Source organism: Halorientalis brevis, assembly GCF_023077655.1.
Genome location: NZ_JALLGV010000012.1, coordinates 1 through 17,387, shown reverse-complemented (window position 1 = coordinate 17,387; position 17,387 = coordinate 1). Strand labels below are relative to the sequence as shown.

General features: G+C 49.9%; 15 protein-coding genes and 2 pseudogenes. 5 read left to right on the top strand and 12 right to left on the bottom strand.

Annotated features, from left to right (window positions below; translation table 11 throughout):
* The first annotated feature begins 52 nt into the window (after positions 1–52).
* Positions 53–595 (top strand): hypothetical protein, encoded by a 543-nt coding sequence (locus MU553_RS22245; protein ID WP_247381756.1) that lies wholly within the window; start codon positions 53–55, stop codon positions 593–595.
* 652 nt (positions 596–1,247) lie between these two features.
* Positions 1,248–2,093, top strand: coding sequence for a DNA-binding protein (locus MU553_RS22240; protein WP_247381753.1), 846 nt, complete (start codon positions 1,248–1,250; stop codon positions 2,091–2,093).
* Between the two features lie 438 nt (positions 2,094–2,531).
* On the opposite strand, the gene MU553_RS22235 is transcribed toward MU553_RS22240, so the two are convergent.
* Both MU553_RS22235 and MU553_RS22230 read right to left on the bottom strand, forming a co-directional pair.
* Complete coding sequence (locus MU553_RS22235; protein WP_247381751.1) at positions 2,532–3,887, bottom strand: hypothetical protein; 1,356 nt, start codon at positions 3,885–3,887, stop codon at positions 2,532–2,534.
* A gap of 240 nt (positions 3,888–4,127) precedes the next feature.
* A complete protein-coding gene (locus tag MU553_RS22230) occupies positions 4,128–5,036 on the bottom strand; it encodes a beta-ribofuranosylaminobenzene 5'-phosphate synthase family protein (protein WP_247381749.1) in 909 nt (302 codons plus the stop codon).
* 87 nt (positions 5,037–5,123) lie between these two features.
* On the opposite strand from MU553_RS22230, the gene MU553_RS22225 reads away from it, so the two are divergent.
* Positions 5,124–5,891: a non-canonical purine NTP pyrophosphatase gene (locus MU553_RS22225; RefSeq protein WP_247381747.1), complete on the top strand. Its 768-nt coding sequence runs from the start codon at positions 5,124–5,126 to the stop codon at positions 5,889–5,891.
* A complete protein-coding gene (locus MU553_RS22220; RefSeq protein ID WP_247381745.1) occupies positions 5,888–6,433 on the top strand; it encodes a nucleoside/nucleotide kinase family protein in 546 nt (181 codons plus the stop codon). The genes MU553_RS22225 and MU553_RS22220 overlap by 4 nt, the downstream gene beginning before the upstream one ends.
* Here MU553_RS22220 and MU553_RS22215 read toward each other — a convergent pair.
* From MU553_RS22215 to MU553_RS22190, 6 genes are all read right to left on the bottom strand, one after another.
* Positions 6,408–8,207, bottom strand: a complete 1,800-nt coding sequence (locus MU553_RS22215) for an HsdM family class I SAM-dependent methyltransferase (RefSeq protein WP_247381744.1) — start codon at positions 8,205–8,207, stop codon at positions 6,408–6,410. The two genes, MU553_RS22220 and MU553_RS22215, sit on opposite strands and share 26 nt — an antisense overlap.
* 3 nt (positions 8,208–8,210) lie before the next feature.
* Entirely contained in the window at positions 8,211–8,948 is a 738-nt protein-coding gene (locus MU553_RS22210) for a hypothetical protein (RefSeq protein ID WP_247381742.1), read from the bottom strand.
* Positions 8,949–9,469: 521 nt separating this feature from the next.
* A complete protein-coding gene (locus tag MU553_RS22205) occupies positions 9,470–10,246 on the bottom strand; it encodes a RipA family octameric membrane protein (RefSeq protein WP_247381740.1) in 777 nt (258 codons plus the stop codon).
* The gene (locus MU553_RS22200; protein ID WP_247381738.1) at positions 10,239–10,877 is read right to left on the bottom strand and encodes a TIR domain-containing protein; all 639 of its coding nucleotides are present in this window, start codon (positions 10,875–10,877) and stop codon (positions 10,239–10,241) included. The genes MU553_RS22205 and MU553_RS22200 overlap by 8 nt, the downstream gene beginning before the upstream one ends.
* Before the next feature lie 25 nt (positions 10,878–10,902).
* Positions 10,903–11,352: a TIR domain-containing protein gene (locus MU553_RS22195; RefSeq protein WP_247381736.1), complete on the bottom strand. Its 450-nt coding sequence runs from the start codon at positions 11,350–11,352 to the stop codon at positions 10,903–10,905.
* A 262-nt stretch (positions 11,353–11,614) separates the two neighbouring features.
* Positions 11,615–11,983, bottom strand: a complete 369-nt coding sequence (locus tag MU553_RS22190) for a hypothetical protein (protein ID WP_247381734.1) — start codon at positions 11,981–11,983, stop codon at positions 11,615–11,617.
* 165 nt (positions 11,984–12,148) lie between these two features.
* On the opposite strand from MU553_RS22190, the gene MU553_RS22185 reads away from it, so the two are divergent.
* Positions 12,149–12,796 (top strand): hypothetical protein, encoded by a 648-nt coding sequence (locus MU553_RS22185; protein ID WP_247381732.1) that lies wholly within the window; start codon positions 12,149–12,151, stop codon positions 12,794–12,796.
* Between the two features lie 483 nt (positions 12,797–13,279).
* Here MU553_RS22185 and MU553_RS22180 read toward each other — a convergent pair whose 3' ends face one another.
* The 4 genes and pseudogenes from MU553_RS22180 to MU553_RS22170 form a co-directional block, all read right to left on the bottom strand.
* Positions 13,280–14,743, bottom strand: coding sequence for a hypothetical protein (locus MU553_RS22180; protein ID WP_247381730.1), 1,464 nt, complete (start codon positions 14,741–14,743; stop codon positions 13,280–13,282).
* On the bottom strand, positions 14,733–17,042 hold the full coding sequence (locus MU553_RS22175; protein ID WP_282594428.1) for an MrcB family domain-containing protein: 2,310 nt from the start codon (positions 17,040–17,042) through the stop codon (positions 14,733–14,735). The genes MU553_RS22180 and MU553_RS22175 overlap by 11 nt, the downstream gene beginning before the upstream one ends.
* 30 nt (positions 17,043–17,072) lie before the next feature.
* Positions 17,073–17,291 (bottom strand): annotated as a pseudogene (locus tag MU553_RS23840) (helix-turn-helix transcriptional regulator); the annotation flags it as partial.
* Position 17,292: 1 nt separating this feature from the next.
* Positions 17,293–17,387 (bottom strand): annotated as a pseudogene (locus MU553_RS22170) (IS5/IS1182 family transposase); the annotation flags it as partial.

Below are 17,387 nucleotides of genomic sequence, written 5' to 3'. Positions count from 1 at the left end.
CGTGAATTCAGGTCGTGACACTCATCATACCCCCGTGTATGTGACAATATACATGGACGACGACCTCGAGTCATACCTTGAGCAATACGATGGACCGCAACAGGAGACCAAGCGTGCCATCGGTCGCTATCTCCATAACCGGCCACGGGACGAGCACACACCGGCGGAGATCCACCAAGCAATCGATGTCGATGTGACCCAGGGTACAGTCGAGAACAATCTGAGTGATCTAAAGGAGGAGATGGACTGTATCGAACAGGACAAGCAGCTCGTCTACAGCTGGGGCGGTGACGGGCGGCCAAAATCTCTCCGTGAGACCGTCGGTGAGCTTCAGACCGCCGCAGCTGAAACACTTACTCAGGATCGGCTCGGTGGGGCGTTCTTTCCGACGGTTATCGCAGTCACTATTTTCATTGCAGGGTTGGTCAATGGCGTCTTTTTCACACTCCTCTCACTGCTGGGTCGGAATCGACTCTGGGACACTACTGCCAGGGAGACGCTCCTTGCTGCTGGCTCTGCCACGACGTTCGCAACTGCTATGCTGCTCGTGGCCCCGCTCATCCTTGGTCTGGAGCGACTGGTCGCTCGCCTTTGATTGCAGATTCGAATTGTATGAGCAAAGTTCGTTAGCTGTGATTCTGCGTCTCGGGTTAGCAGCTCCTGGAAATCAAAGCACCCACTGAACGATCGTCGTTCGGTCGGGGTGGATACTGTTGGACCCAGAAAGCCCCCGCGGGATCCGGTCCCGCGACCGCACCTGCGCTCCTCACAGGTTGCGGTGCTTGGTGGGTCGGGGTTCCCGGACCCCGCGGCCCCTTTCAGTCCCGCCCGTCGTTGGTTTGTGAGCAGGCTGGACCCGATTCTCTCACCCATTCTGTTTTTGGCTCGCCCCGCTCGCAGCTGCCGGCCGGCGCGTCACTCGCGACCGACCATTCCGGGCATGCGGCGAGCGTGCTCGCCGTTCCGGGCTGAAATGCATGTGCCCTCGCGCCAGCGGGTAAGCGCCGGGGGTTGCGCGCCGTGGGTGCTCACCCGCCACCGCATACTCCGCTGGACGCTCGCGCCGGCCGGGTCTGCGCGCGTGGCTGGTTGGGTCCCGTCATGACAGCGCTCTCGCTCGCGCCCCAGGGGGGCGCTCACGAAGGCGCGAGCGAGAGCGCAGTGGCTGGTCGGTCTGTGTCCGGAAAACCGCGATGTTGGAGCATCGCGGGTCGGCGCGTGCGCGCCTTCGGAACCAGTGAGTTCCAATGAATTCTAACACCGAGATCGTTGATAAGGATTCGGTCGACGTACAGCACCCCAAGTACCGGTCGGACAACGAGTACGCGGTCGACGAGGACGCCGAGTTGCGGCCAACGGTCGAGTTGGAGTCGCAAGGCAAGGTCGATACGAACCATCCCGAGGCCCAGCCGGAGAGCATGACGCTGGAAGGTCAGGAACGGTTCGAGGCGCGCGAACAGGAGATCAGGCGGACGCGCCAGCGGCTGGATCGCCGGCTGGACTCGGATCGAGAGCACCGGACGCGACGCGTGGCGGCCGATGGCGGGGTCGAGCGACGGCGGGAGTTCCAGGAGCGCGCGGCGAGCGTGGCACCCTCCCAGGGGCCGGACGATCCCCGAACGCGACTGTCGCAGACGCAGTTGGCGGCGGTGAATCAGAAAGCAGCCCGGTTGGACGACGAACTCGACGGGTGGACCCGTGCAGCGATCAGTCGGCGGCTGGCGAAACGGGTGGTCGACGGGGCGGACGTCCAGTCGGCGGCGCTGAAGGTGGTCGAGGCGTGTCAAAAAGAGCCCGGGACGGTCATTCCGATCCGAGCCGTGTCGGAGGTCGATCGGGCGCGGGTGAGCATCGAAGGTCGCGTGAGCACTCTCTGGGAAAGTTCCCATCCAGCGATACGTCAAGTCGGGCTGATCGAAGACGACACGGACCGGATCAAGTGGACGTCCTGGGCTGCGTCGCGGATGCCGATCGTCGAGGAAGGTGACACGGTGTTGTTGCGGAACGTGGCCAAGAACTGGTATCAGGGCCGCTGTTCGGTTGCCCTGACTGGCGACAGTCACATCGCCTTCCCCGAGGACGAGCCGGTGTAGGCCCGTCTGGACTTCATTTTTTGCCGTGTTGGAGGGTGTGATCCGTCTGGTGAGAGATGTAGTAGCGATGCGGAGTCGGAATCTGCCGTGCATACGCGTTTCAGATTCCGTCGGGGACGGGAGTTTCGTCGGTAAGCTAGTGTTCGCCACCACCCAGCGGCCCACCTCCCCACCCTCCGCTCCCGGCCGCAAGCGGCCGGCAGCCACGACCTCACAGCACCCGTTCGACTCTGGTGTCTGGCGTTACAACCAAGTGGTGATGATCGGAGATCTTGGCTCAAACGCATTATGAGAATTCATTCTCATTACTGACTTGACCGATTCAGAGGTATGCCGCGTACTATTTCAGAGTTAAGAGCAGACAATTCAGTTCGCATGCCATCAGTGCGTCCGTCGGTAATTCAGCATAGATAATGCCCTCATCGTCCTGCTTAGGGCTTAGTCACTTGTTCCAACGACGGTCCACAGTTCTCTTCCCGCAATTGCTAGTCCAGCACCACCGACTATGGCGACGAAGGACTGGTAGATGGCAGATATGTGTGCCAGCAAAGCTCCCGGGAGCCACGACATTCGGCTTGTATATACTGGCGACGGATCCGGCTGGGCATTACGCTCCACAATTGCCCGTGTTTCGTTCAGGCGCGACTCAGAAAGGCCACGGCTGCTAAGTTGCCTCTCGAATTTACTGTACGAGGGACCATCGTACTGGTTGATATCGTTCCACATTTCCGCCAGTGTATGGCCCCGCTGCCAGAGCGAAGCGTCGAGGCGGGCAAGCACTACAGCACCCCATCTGTACGCAATGTCTTCGGACTCTGCCGTGGCTAAGTTTGTTGTTGGCTGATGCTGTGCATATCGTGCCAATGCAGCGTCGAATTCAATCGGCGATATCAACCCTTGTTCGAGGGTAAGTTGGGCAGCATAGTAGGTTGCACTCGCCTCCTGAAACCAAGAGAAATTCTCGCCAGAATACTCGACCTGACGCGTATGGATGTACTCGTGAATCCAGACGTTCCAAGCTGAATGAATCGAAGCGTCGGCCTCGATAATGATATTGTTCTGGAATTCTGGCACGAAGCCGTCGGCAGCGGGAATCGGCTTCGGTGAGGGGAAGACATACACCGTCGAATAGGTAGTTCCACCAGAGAGCGAAGCCGCAGCATTTGAGAGCATATTGAGTCTTGGTTCTGGGTCGAATCCCGTTGCCTCTGGCTTGATGATTGTAATGTTCTGGCACCCGGCCATCGTCGAGTGACGCGTATACTCCCCAAGGTAGAGAATATCTAAACCGATGAAGCCCGACGCTGCTGGTTGGAGGGTGACATCCGGACCACCATGTTCGGGTGTCGGGGCAATAATCCATTCAGGGCCAGCGGTATACGATGCGTTAGGAAACTGACCCTCCTCATCATGACCCATCTTTGTAAGCGCGTAGCGGAGCGTTAGCCGATCACCTTGGTCGGGAATGGTTCTTAGCTGATCACCGTCTTGTGAGAAACCCGACTGGTTGACGAGTTTGGCTCCTGATGGCAGTGTAACTGTAAAGGCCTGCCCACTAGAGTTCTCGACGACCGTATAGTTGATCTCGACGATGGAGTTGTTTTCGACCGCCTGAGCAACCTCGCCTGTGACTGGGGCGGTTCCATCATCCGGAACAGGACGTGGAAGTGGCGAGTCCTGACAATCCTCTGGAGGGGTTGAAGTTTGCATCGGTGGTGGACCTGGCTGGAAGAAGAGTGCATTAGCAGCCAACGACAGAAGAAAGAGACCGAGTACAAGCCGATACCAGTTCACGGAAAATGTTTCAAATGAGACTAAAATAAATGTCTAGCCCATCTCTCTACCTTTACAAGGAAGTAGGATTGCCGTCAGTCGCGGGGCGGTTACTCACTGGCTCTCATCCGATGTGCCTGAACCGATTGTTGAAGCACGTTCAAATGTATATATGTCGAAATTCTCGACAAGCAGACTGAGTGGAAGAAAATGGTGCAGCGTCGGAAGTATTTATAAAAAATCTAAAAATTGCCCAGAAGACTATGAGAATTTAGCTCCTCGATTCATAGCTCTGGTTTCAATCGTTTTGATATCGTCATAGGGCACAGATATTGGATCTGGATATATAGCAAATACAGCGGGTCCTAAAGATGACATTCCGGCCGCGTACCCTCTATTTTGGAGCTCTTCAACTATGGAAAGTGAGTCAGGTTGTCGCTGTAGTTCTCTCTTTTTGAATCCGATCTCTTGGATCTGTTTGACTGAATCCCTAAATAGGCCAAAATCCGGTTCTGAAACACTAGGTAAGAGTTTCATCAAAATAATATGCGAGAGCTCTTGTACTTCGGAGATGGGAATCGGGCACTCGTTATTAAATACGGATACCTCATCAGATCCATAGGCGCCAGTCGAATCAGGAATTAGTATTTTGATATTCCAATCAGGGAAATCCAGTCGAGAAATCACTGGTGGAGGCGATACAGATGAAGCCGAAGATGGAAGAAATCCACCTTTTTTATTTAGGTCATGGCCACCATCTAATACAAACCCTCCCTTCTCAAATACTGCAGTCCCAATTCCGGATGTCCCGCCACGTCCTACAACCTCAGCTACTTTGGATGTAGAGATCTCCAGGTTGTTCATTCTCGCAACCGCAAAACCAGCAGCTAAATCAGTTTGGGTACCAGAACCTAATCCCCTATGTTGGGGAATCGTTTCTTTGATTCTGATTTTGACCGGCTGAAGATTGAATTGGTCTATTACAGCTTCTGCTGCGTGTTTTGCTCTCTCTCGCATCGGCCCGTGGACTTTTAAACAGGTTGATTCTTCAACTTCCAGCATAACACCGGGATATTTTATTCCAAGTCCAATTCCGCCGTCCACACGACTCGATTCCGAACTCAAATCAATAAGTCCAAAATGAAGGCGACTACCCGTTTCTATTCTCATATGACTTTCTTCGGGGAGATAATCAAAAAGGTGGGGAACCAATTTATACGCGGATACCCAACCCGCTTATCAGAGCAGTGTACGAGCATGTCTGAAGACAGTATACCCCTGCCTCTCATAACGTCTAGTAGCAGGAAGTTTGATCACCTTCGTTACCTATCATATTTAAATAATTTAGAAGAAGAGCATGGAGTTGAACTGGTCCGCGTGCCGTTGGAATATAAAGAGATCCAGTCTGACGATATGGAATTACTGCTATCTGAGGCAATGAAAAGAAGTGCATTTGACGATATTAGAGACACATTCTTTCTTATAGAACAGACTTCAGTGTTTTTTGACGCAATGGATGGTGAGGGACCTGGACAATATTTCAAGAAGTGGTGGAATACCAAGTCAGAAGAAGACCTCAAACTAAAATTTTCTCAGAGCGAAGGAGCGACGATAGAATCGGGGTTAGCGCTAAATATCCCGGGCCATGATCCGTTAATATTGACAAATAAGCAGGAAGGGAAAATAAATCTAGACGGCCAAATCAGAGAAGAAAACGAGAGGTTCTCTTGGCTGAGCGCAGATGATTTCAATCTATATTTCATGCCAAATGGCGCAAATAAAGTCTATAATGAGATGCCAATCACGGATTTCTTAAAGTATGACTTTCGTCGCCCAATATTTGACCAGGTTTGCCAGAGAATGGGAGAATATGCGGCTATCGTAAACAGCGGTGTTTCAAAAAAACAAATAAATGCTACATTGGAATCTGCTACAAGAGATATTGTACGTAAAGATACCAAGGAGTTTGATTCAGAGACAGAGGATCCCAAGCAGTCACAGATAGGCGACTCAAGATTTTCATGATTATATGTATCGTGGGACCTTCTTGCGCCGGGAAAACAACTTCAGCAGAGTATATTGAATCAGAAACTGGTGCAAAGTATTTAGAAGCAAGTGACTTTGTCCGAAGTCGGTATGCTGAATGTGGATCTGAGGGTGAAATAATGGATTTTGTAAAAAAAGAGTTTAGTGAAGAAGGAAGGGGGACGTTTGCTTATCAGGTATGTGAACAAATAGAGGACTCAAACAGCGATTTGTCAATTATATCGGGCTTCAGAACCCAAGAAGAGATAGAAATCATTCGAAGCGAATTCGATTCGATCTCTGTGATTGGAATTTATGCCAATAGCCTCTTAAGATACCAGCGAAAATTGAAACGAGATAATCCAAAATCTGGATACACTTATCGGGATTTCTTGCAAAAGGATTTCACTGAGTATAGTTTTGGCATAATGGGAGCTCTTACCCACCAATTGGATGGTTTAATAATTAATGAAAGCACTCTTGATGAGCTATATGAATCAGTTGACAAAGAGATACTTAGTCAGATTTCCGTGTGGGAGTGAACGATTCAATTAGATTTATTTCATCACTCTTCAAATCTAGCGCATCATAAATCAAAGAATCAATCTCATCCCACTCGTGCTTTCGATAATGTTGTCCAAGTCGATTTTCGATTTTTGGACCGAGCTGCGATGGTAACGGAACTGGCAAATCCACAAGATCCCTTTTCATCTGTCGCCAAAAGCCAGAATCCATCTCTGGTAACGAGGATTTTAGAAGAAATTCGAACACACTGCTATTGAGGGCGGCTGCCAAGGCGTCGAGTTCCTCTTCAGAGAAAAATGAGTAACAAGTATTGTGCGATATCTTTCGTTCTGTCACAGCGAACCTAGATGTAGAAGTCAAGTCCGGTGTAACGATTCTCTTCGAAGTCTCCAGATCGGTCTGGATAGTGTCATGCGTCTCATACCATATTTTTCCCTGCTCTCTAACACAGTATCTTTCTTCGAGAGCAGGTCTATGATATTCGAGATATTTCTTGACCTCTGGATAATTATCCAAATCCATGGGAGCCCCATTTTCATCATACGGGTTTATAATGTATCTATCCTCGCTAATTTTCCCCTTCTTAACATCTTCTCCCTTGATCAGCGGATAAACAACCTTAGCAGACATTCTTTGTGCGTCATTCTCACTCAGTATGTAGATATCATCCGCACCAGTAGCAATTCCAGTTTTAATTCTTATATTGGTGTTTTTTATTACAGGGTTCCTGTTTCGTAGCTTAGTTTGGAGTTTCTTGATTTCAGGCGAGGTAAACAACCAGCCGTCAGTACTGAGAGCATTCTGATTAATCTTAGTACAGAGGTTTGGCATAGAGCCAGAATCGCAGTTCAATGTCTCCGATAATTCTCCTAAACTAGCCGTATCGCATTCACAATACCAAAACTCATTCTCTCTTTGATAATTTGGAAAGGAATTGTCTTGCCTTCGTAAAATAGTAATTGATGGGTACGCATTAACGACTGGGAACGGATTGTCTTCGATTTTGATTATTGAATTGAGGTATGTCCTGTTGAGAAGTATTTCTCTGAGTTTTTCGCCGTAGTCGGTGTGATGGAATCGATCAGGTGTGACGAATCCCAAATTCCCATCAACATCCAGTAGTTCAGTTCCTCTTTCAAAGAAGAGAAGATATGTGTCATATTTACCGGTAGCAGAGTCGTACTGCTCTCTATATATCTTGTCATCTTTGTCAGATATATCTCTATTTTTTATATATGGTGGGTTTCCAACAATAACATCAAATTTTGAATATGATATCTCTGTGTCTCGTTTTAATGAATTGGCGTGGAATATCGGAAGTGATGAAACCGGATTGGACTTATCCGCTGCTACGATCTCACTATCCAACACACTCAAGATATGCTGAGCGGTTCGCCAGACAGCGAGCGAATTTATGTCATATGCATATATGTTATTTTTCACTGTGGAGATGATTTGTTCGGCACCTTCTGATGTTTCGGGGTCATATCCGATCCGAATCATCCGATCACGAAGTCTTTCAGTGATAGCCCTAACAAAGGAACCAGTCCCACACGATAGATCAGCAATTTTTTGATGTTCTATTTTATTATCGGCGGTATATCCAACAGAATCCAAAATAAATTCAACTATTGGTTCAGGTGTATAGACATCACCAACACCAGTGATAGGATTACCCTGGTATCCTTCAATTTCGTCAACCTTAGAATCACTATCCCGTATTTTTTCAAGTAGCTCATCATCGACATGGAAAGGCTCTAAATCATCAGGATAGTCAAATCTGTTTTTCATGGCTCACTCAGCGGGGTCAGGTACTCGACTATCTTCCCATAGTGCGTCAAAGTTCTTAGTGTAACTGTTTACTAAGTCTCCATCTGTTCTCCCTAAGAAGGTCAGAGTCTTTCGACTCGGTTCACTCATGAAATATGGGCCTACGAAAGCCTCAGAATCGACCCTAAAATAATTCGTTGGTAATCCCTCATAATATCGGACTTCCAGCGAATCGATTTCACGCTCAAGAAATCGGTTAGTGGAATCTCTGATAGTGGATTCAAGGTCTCCCCTTTCTGTATCCGCATCACCATACCAGTCGCAAATTTGTGATTCAGGGTCTAATAAGAGAAGACGAATCTCAACATTTTGGTTCCCGAGGCGATCAAGTACATCGCCTAAGTCATTCTGAAATCTCGATAACGAGATCGCCTGGATATGCAACTTGTCATTGCATCTGAGCATGAGCTCTTCGTATTGTTCCTTCTCAGCTCTTCCCCTGCCCCCCTGTATGTCCAAGATACCCCATTCTTGAACTAGATCATCTACGAGTTCTTTCTGCTCACCTAACTTGAATAACTTATAATCAAACATTCGGACTGCGCCAGCAGCAATTATTGGTAATCCTATATTTAGCCCAATTGTGCTTTGACTTGGAAAAAACACAGACATAGTTCCAATTACCACGGCCCCAACTAGAATCGCACCAATATTAATCGCGAGAAAGCGGTTACGCCGCGTTCGATATTTCTCTAAGTACATCCATCAAACGAGAATGATATCCTATGGATAAAAGTCCAGCTATTATATTCTCGTTCGACGATTGAAGAAGTAGGTCCCCACGGTTAAAAAGGCCAGTTGGCTGTAATTCTACAATGGTTTCTCAGCTGAATGAATATGCTTAGGAAGTGTTTTAACGGGCTCATCATTTAGATGATGGACACTAGATAATTTCAGTTTGCACTGCGGTTTAGAGGGATACAGACGACTGACTTTGAGCCATTCAAATGTATGATCAAATCCTGCGGTGCCTATTCGCAAGACTATCGTATATCGTTTATAAACGAGCCGTCGGTCGCGTGCTTGATTTCATTCGATTATTGAACAGGGGTCCTGCTGTCCTGCGATTCGCCAAAATCTACTGGATAGGTTAGAGTCATAAACCCCGGATTTGAATCACGTGCGCATCAAAACTGGCAGGGGACCAATAATCAAAAAACATACAGAAAACACCTCCCACGCACCACCGCCGACCCACTGACCAAGTCTGAATCGAACTAGAATTAGCTTCGAATGTTCTTCAGTTTCGTCGAAATGCTCCAACCCTCATCGCTATCCATGTAGCGATAAATCTCCCAAATGACGATTGTCGCAAGCGGTGATAGAATTAGGGAAACATTCCCCGCAGTAGAACTAGTATACGAGCCGGTAGGAAGAACAATTGTAATTAGCTGAGAAATTGGATTCCACGCGCCGCGATACATCTCGAGAAGAACGAATACGAGAGCATAACTTCCCACAAGTACATAGCCGATTTGAAGCAGTCGAATATATCTTCTTTCCACGATAGTGTGTGAGCGGTGGTTTTCACTATCTGAATCTCGCGGATCTATCATTTCTGGGTCGGGCTTTTTCTTTTTCAAGTATTTCCACTCATCACTAAACACCGGTGCAGGAAGTTCTTCCTCGATCTTATTTAGGATCGTGTACCTCGCGTTGTTCAGCCGTCTATATGACTGAATACTACCGTACCAGTAGTGGCAGGTGATTGCTCCGATTGCGGATGCGAACAGAATAGACGCTGCCAAATTGATTCCAAGAGTAGCCTGACTGAGGCCGAACAGACCTGCCAAGAGCGTAGTGAGGATGATGCCGAAGGTACGATTAGTTTGAATCCGCTGACTACTCGTCTCTATCGCTACCTCTGAATAGTGGATATACTGATCAACAAGTCGGTTCTTCTCCTCATCATCGAGATCTTCATGAAAAAAGTCGTGCTCCGTCGCTTCAGGGTTTTCAGGTTCTGACTCTGGGGAATCCTCCGGGCTTTCTTCAGGCATATTCACCAAGTGCTTGAGCTACCGAAGCTCTGGTCCATCCGACGGTCTCGTCGGCTGATTCCTCGATATAGCCCGGGATGTTTTTTTGACCCTCTGGCTTTACAGCTACTATGGGTTTGCCGAGTTCCTCTGCAATCTCGTGCTCTCTAGGGATCCACGTACTGTAGGCCTCTGAGCCGTACATTCCTGCAGAAGTAATGACCACAGATGCATTTCTCATCCGATTTCTAAGGCCATTTTCTAGTTCTTCATTAGTTACGGTTTCCAGCTCTTTCTCCTCTGGTACAGAGTGGTTTTGCCAGTCGAGCGAAGGGATGTTGCTTAACAGATTCACGATGCCCTGATAGTCATCATCATACCTCCAAGAATGAGAGATGAATACATTGTACTGCTTATCGTCCAGCTTCTGAGCAGCACGGGCCAGTCTTGATGGAGAGTTTTCATTCTCTTCAGAGCCGAAGATAGACCCAATTGCTTTACCACCAACGTAGGTTGCAGCCAGTATCGCAAGGCCCTCCTTCCACGTCAGGTCTTTCTGATCTAAGCTGCGAAGTTCCCGCAGATTCAGATCTCCTTTTCTGTTCGGTGATGGCCCATCTCGCCACGGATCACGTCCTCTATTTGGATCCATATACAGTAATCAATCTCTGATTTCGCTAAGGAGCGTTGGTTCTGATTGCGTCAACTATCGAACCGCCGTTCCACCCGACCATCGTATCCGCCGCATCCTTGACTTCTTCTGGAGTTCTTTCCTGACCCCAGGGTTTGACGCCAACAATAGACTTACCTAAGTCTTCTGCGATTTGCATTTCCTTCTTAATCCAGTAACTGTGCTCAGAGTACATCCCCGCTAGAACGAGGACGACAGAGCTAGGACCAATCTGTTTTTCTCTCAGGTGTTGCCGTAACTCGGCGTTGGAACTAGCATCAATCTCCTCTTCCTGAGGCACGCTATAGTTGCGGAATTGAAAGTAGTTCTTTTCTTCTAGAAGGTCAACTAGCCGTTCATAGTCATCCTCGTAATCCCAAGAGTGAGAGATGAATAATGAATATTCATCTCGTCGATTCTTACTCAACTCCACCTCATTAATTGTCACATCTACCATAGCCTTTGATAAGAGTGGCTTACCTTTAGACGTTTCTCACATCCTCTTCTCAGGAGAATCGACAACTTCAACAAAAGATATAGAGTGGTTTTATTTGACATCAGAAACATACAATACAAAGCTAACAAGGATCATTGCCAGCACTCCTCGGGTCACCAGCTATGCTAGCGGTTCAATCTATTTCTGAAGTGACCCGGCATACTTTGTATCCTTTGGGTTATTTTACTCTGTTGTAGTCGGGAACATCGGCTGAGGTTCATATTCAGCTATCGTCGTCGCGTTCGCTCGGGTGCGGAGAATCCGGAGCGGCCTTCTCCCATGCATCGACGTCGATATCCTTATCTTTCTCGTCCAGCCGTTCGAGTGTCTGGTGGGGCTCGTAGGCGGCACTCACTCGGTCGAGGTCTTCGGTGATCGCCCAGTACTCCCCCTTGTGTCGAATCAGGTCACGGGACTTGAGCCGTGATAGCGCTGTCCCGACAGTATTCGAATCCTCGCCGATCGCACTCGTAATCTCGGATCGGGTGAATGCCTGATCTCGATGTGTGTACAGGTGCGTAATGACCTGCTCTGGGACGCTTGGCCCCTCCGGGAGATCCCCGGCCTCAAAGTCGTCGATGCTCAGTGGCATATAATGTGATTGGTGTGCTGACGTAATCACTGTACTGCCGTACTTCAGTCAGCGTCTATCGGTGTGGCCGGGACCTCCACAGCGGTTCCTCCCATTGACCGATTTCAGTGTGGGAGATCTCGTCCCGTCACCATCACTAAGAGACCTCTCTGACATGACTCGGTAATGACCGATGCACGCAGTCTCACCGGAGAGCTCGCGGCGACGTTCACGGATGTCATCCACGAGGTTGATACGGAAATCGGGGAGAACCGCACCTACGGTGAAGGTATCGGCCCACACGACGAGGACGATCAGGTCGATGCGCTCGTGAACGCAGTCCGTGCCCGGGAACTCTTTGACGGAACAGTTGCCACAGCAAAGTCTGATTCTGGTGCAGTGAGCTATCCTGGTGGACAGTCAGCTGATTTGCGTATCGAACGGGGGAGTACGACAGAATACTGTGAGGCCAAACTGCTCCGCTTCCAGAAAGCAAACGGGAATCCATCGACACGAGGATTCAGCAAGGTGTTTAACCCATTTCAGGACCACAGCCCTCGTTCATTTATTCACGATGTTAGCAAACTTGCCGAGTCAGATATCCGCGCACGTAAGATATATCTTGGGCTGTACTATCGGCCTGTCGATGGTGCGGGTTCTGAAATCCAGAGTTCGGAGATTGCGGAGAAGTTCGCAGCGGATGTCACTCACTGGACGGACCACCCAATCAGTGTCGACACGGTAGCACAGTTTTCCGATCTCCAACACGAGGTTCACCAGCGTGGTGCGATCATCGTTTGGACACTCGATGATCAGCCCAGACGGTTCTTTTGACTGTCCTGAGAATCGGAACTGGCTATTTGGCTCTTCCAATTCACGAGTACTCAGTTGTAGGAGAAGACACGAGAGTTGTGATGACAGGAGATGGGTAACTTATTTCGAGCGTGCTGACTATAGAGCGTGAACTCAGCACAGTCCCTCGTACTACGAAAAAGATTCACCGAGAGAAAGTCCGTCGGGTTGAACACCAGGCTCAAAGAAACCGGCATCATCCAGTTCAAATTATTCGATGGGAATCGGTATAGAACCCAATCGAGTCGATCAGGTTGTATCTACTTCCGTAGATGATGGCGCCGAGAAGGCAACCGCGCTCCGGCTGGAATACAAGATCACAGACGGCCATACTGAGGAGAAAACAACCCGTGACTACCGCATTCTGCTTGAATACTCGGAGTACAACTTCGGTGGAGAGTTATAACAAAAATCCGTTGCAAATTCAACAATTTTCAACCTATCCAGCCTCTGGCCAGTCCCATTTTAGAAGGGGCGTGAAACTCTGTCTCCGAACTCCAGTATATCGACAGACGGATCCCCAACGGCAGAATGGGGAACCTGATCGATACACAGAAATCCTTGCACGGCCGGCGTCGCGAAGTGATCCGGGCCGGTGGTGAAGTACCGGGTTTCTGATCCGTTCTTCTCTTTCCGGGCGTAGATCATGTACTCCAGCAGCTCCTCCAGACCGTCGGCGGCGGTCGACTGCAGTCTGGTATACTTAACCTCGCCAATTGCGATGCGCTCGATCTCGTCAGTGTCGACGTCTCGTCTCAATAGCACGAAATCGGGGCGGCGTTCGTCCGGGCTGGTTGGCCGCTGGTGACCGAAAACAGCCTCGGTGGACCTCGCTTGCGTGTTCAGGAGGTGATCCAATCGACGGAGATAACGGTCCTCATCTTTGGACTCCGCAAGGTCCTCACGGTCGAAGACAGGAGGTTTGAACGTGAGCATATTACCGCCAGTCCAGTTGTGATAGAGTTCGTACTGTGTCTCGGACTCTCGCCAGGCAGCGACCAGGTCGGTCGGCCCGGTGATCAGCCGGAGTCGGGGGTTGTCGTACGCCTCCAGCAATCTGAAGACCCAATACAGTTCGAAGAGGGTAGGGACCTCGTCGTAGTCCTCGCGTTTGGGATCGGGATAGAAGAGTTGACGTCCCAGCAGCGATTTCGCTTCACTGTCGTCGATATCGTGGCGTTTGAGTCTGCGATACCAGTTGAGGAGATCTGCCGCTTCACGGTACAGTGGACTCCGAGATTCGCTGACCGCTCTGATCATGCGGTCGCTGACTGTCACGTCGGCGTCCTTGAGGGAGCTCAGATAGACGTCGCTGAGTCCGGCTTCGAGGTGGTTCTGGAGCATCGAATCGTCCAGCCAGAGATCGAACCAAGTGGCTTCGTCCTGGTCAACAATGTCGCTTGCTCGGCTGTGAGCGTCGTGGATGGTCGTCAATAACTCCCAGAGAACGAGGTTCTCGGGCGTCGTTACTGTTTCTTCCGTGAGTTCGCAGGCGAAGGTGAGCGAGTCTGGATTGCCTTCTCGGTAGCGTGCCTTGATCGTTTCCTGCCAATTGATCCGACCTCGGAGTTGACCCTCGAACTGCTGCGTCTCGCGTTTCGTAGTGGTGTAAAGTCGGCGGAGCCGCCGTCGAAGTAACGATATGAAATCCATCACACCGTAATCCAAGGTCACCGGGACGTCAACCTCCAACCGCGGTGGTCGCTGTTCGGCCTGAGGAGACAACTTCTCTCCCGATAAGAGGAAGTGGATATCCAGTAATTCGTCTATATTCTCGATATTGAGTGTGGGATCGACGTTTTCGAGAATGGAGTCCAGCTGGATACCCCGTCCGAGGTAGACACTAAACGAGGAGGCAATTTCTCTGACAAGTTCCTCGGCCGGGGTTCGTAGATCGTCTTGCCCCGGCTCGGCGGCGTCAACTCCCATTCTCGTCGCTGAATTCGACTTCGAAGTAGTCTCGAGCGAACTGTTTCAGTTGACCTGTATCGACGACATCGATGTCGTCTTCGTTCACCGATCCGACCTTCTCCGGGAAATCCCGCTGTTTCGTCTTCGGGAGCCCCTCAAGTTGCGGCATGACGAACATAATAAGAGCATCTGTGTAGTCCGTGGAATCGCCACCACGAACCTCGGCCAGGATATCCCGGACGATCGCAGGGCCGATGGTTCGAACCTCGTTGATGGTCCTCCAGAGCTCGGCGGTGATATTCGCCGTTTCCTCCGGGACAGTCGTACCGAACCAAGCCTTGGCGTACTCCTGGATAAGGTCTTCTTCGATGTCTTCCGCAGTGGGAACCGACACAGGGATGAAAGCGAAGCGCCGCATGAACGCATAGCTCATTTGGTACAGTGAGGTCTTGTCATAGGTGTTCATCGTCGCTAGGAGTCGCCAATCCGGTGGAATGAAGTAGTGGTTAGAGTCCAATGACGAGACTTCAGTGTCGGTGGGGTCACCGACGAGCGTTACTGGCCTCTCGTTCTTCCCATCGAAGGGAAGCCTGATAGTCTCCCCAGTAAGTGCCGAAAAGAGCGCGCCGAACGCTTTGTCGATATCGGCACGGTTGAGTTCGTCGATAATCAGCCACTCATTCGCCGGTGTTCCCTCTTCATCGGTCATGAAACGATCAAGAAACACCCCGGGATGGAATTCGAGACTTCGATCGGTCTCGGGTCGATAACCACCAATGGTATCGAAGGTCGACCAATCGGCAGATGCCGTAACCATTTCGTGATTCTCATCGACGTAGTGGCGAGCGACCTCCCTGGCCAATTTGGTCTTTCCAGTTCCCGGCGGGCCAGTAAGTATCACGTGTTTTCCGTTTTCGAGGGCAGACTGAATCCGATTCAGGAGCCGTGTCTTTTGATCCTGAGTGAACACGAGCTCCGGTAATTCGATGTCATCGTCGCTGGTTTCGATAACCGAGGATCGTTCAGCCTGCCATTCATCAAAAATATCAACACCGTCGTCTTCGACCCCGTCTTCTTCGGGTATCTCTTTTCCATTCCCGTATTTATCGTCGACGCGTTCGACTTCGAGCGTCTCTACAAAATCGTTTATTGTATCTTCAACATCATAAGCGATATCAGCAACCTCCATCCGACGGCTCAGGGCCCCGATGAAATGATCCAGGCTTGGTTCGAACTCGTGTACGGTCCATTGATGAAACAGTTCCTTATCGGGCTTGAGACAATTCACCGACACCCCACCATCCGGATCGACGGTACCCACGGTTACCCAGTCGACCCCGATGAACTGAGAGTGCTCGAACTCTCTGGAATCGACATTAGCTGCGATGTCGTCGTGTGTTTCCACACCTTTGACATCCGGGAACTCGTCGAAAGAGGCAGTCACTCGACCGATGCCATATGGGACATCGATCGAATTTACTCGAGATCCGGCGACAATGATGTCTCCTGTCTCGATTTCGTGTTGGAAGTTATATATTTGACGTTCAGAATCCTGTGTTCGATCGCCTGTGGGGCTATCGGGGGATTCTGGAATATCATCAACTGACCAGCCGATAGAGGCGAATTCGTTCTCTACCCAAGTTGGCCAATATTCTCCACCTTCCGGGGAGATAGTCCACACTCCTTTGCTACCGATATCGAACTCGGGTGTTGCATAGAGTGTATCGAGAAAGTGGTCGTAAGTCTCAACAGCTGTAACGAGATCTCCGACTACGGCCCCGGTACTACTCAAATCATCGGGACTGTATTCTTTCACAAAGACGGTCCCACTGTTGTATACTTCGGATCGGTTAAGCTCCGATGAGAGTTCAGCCTGTTTCGCTGTGAACCCGTTGGGAACGTCGATTATCTCGCGGTAACGCTCGGCATGACGTTCGAGAATAGTAGCAGCGGTCGGGCCGACTCCACTTCGACTCGATGTTCTCATTGCCTCGGCGGATCCTTGATTCAGAGTGAGGTAGAGCCGCTTTTTATCCGGATCGAACAGATAAACGACATAAATGCCAGATTGAGTCGTCGTAGTCTCGTCGGTTCGTTCGATCGGTATATAGGGTATATCAGAGATGGCGCCCTGGCCGAATGTTGGGTTGATATTGTAATTACCACTCTGGTTACCCAAGGCAGCCTCCACAGCAGGTTCTGTTCGGTTACCGATTAGATCCTGAATGTCAGGAAAGTCACTCGTCCTATAACCTCTGTTTTCAGGACCACGATCGTCCTGCTCCGATCCAGGGTAACTCTCAAGAATCCGCCGCAAAATGCTCGGAAGGTTCTTCGCCTCTTCGATAGGTGTCAAATAATAGGTTTTGTCTCCATCAAGATTGGTTTCACTGCGATCGATATACCCTCTGTCAACAAGGAATTCAACAATGCGTGACCCCTTTCGTGCGGAAATGTCCAACTCCTTCCAAAAATCGACTTGATGAATGCCTCCTGATTCATAAATCAGTTCTAACCCCACTTTTTCCAATTTCCGGCCGTGGTGAATCGCCAGACGTAGCGTGATTTTACTGTTTCACTGCCTGCGTGATGTTGTAAACCGCACACATCAAAACGAGTTCTCGAAATTCACCGTACCAGGTTCGCGCACGCACGGCGTCGC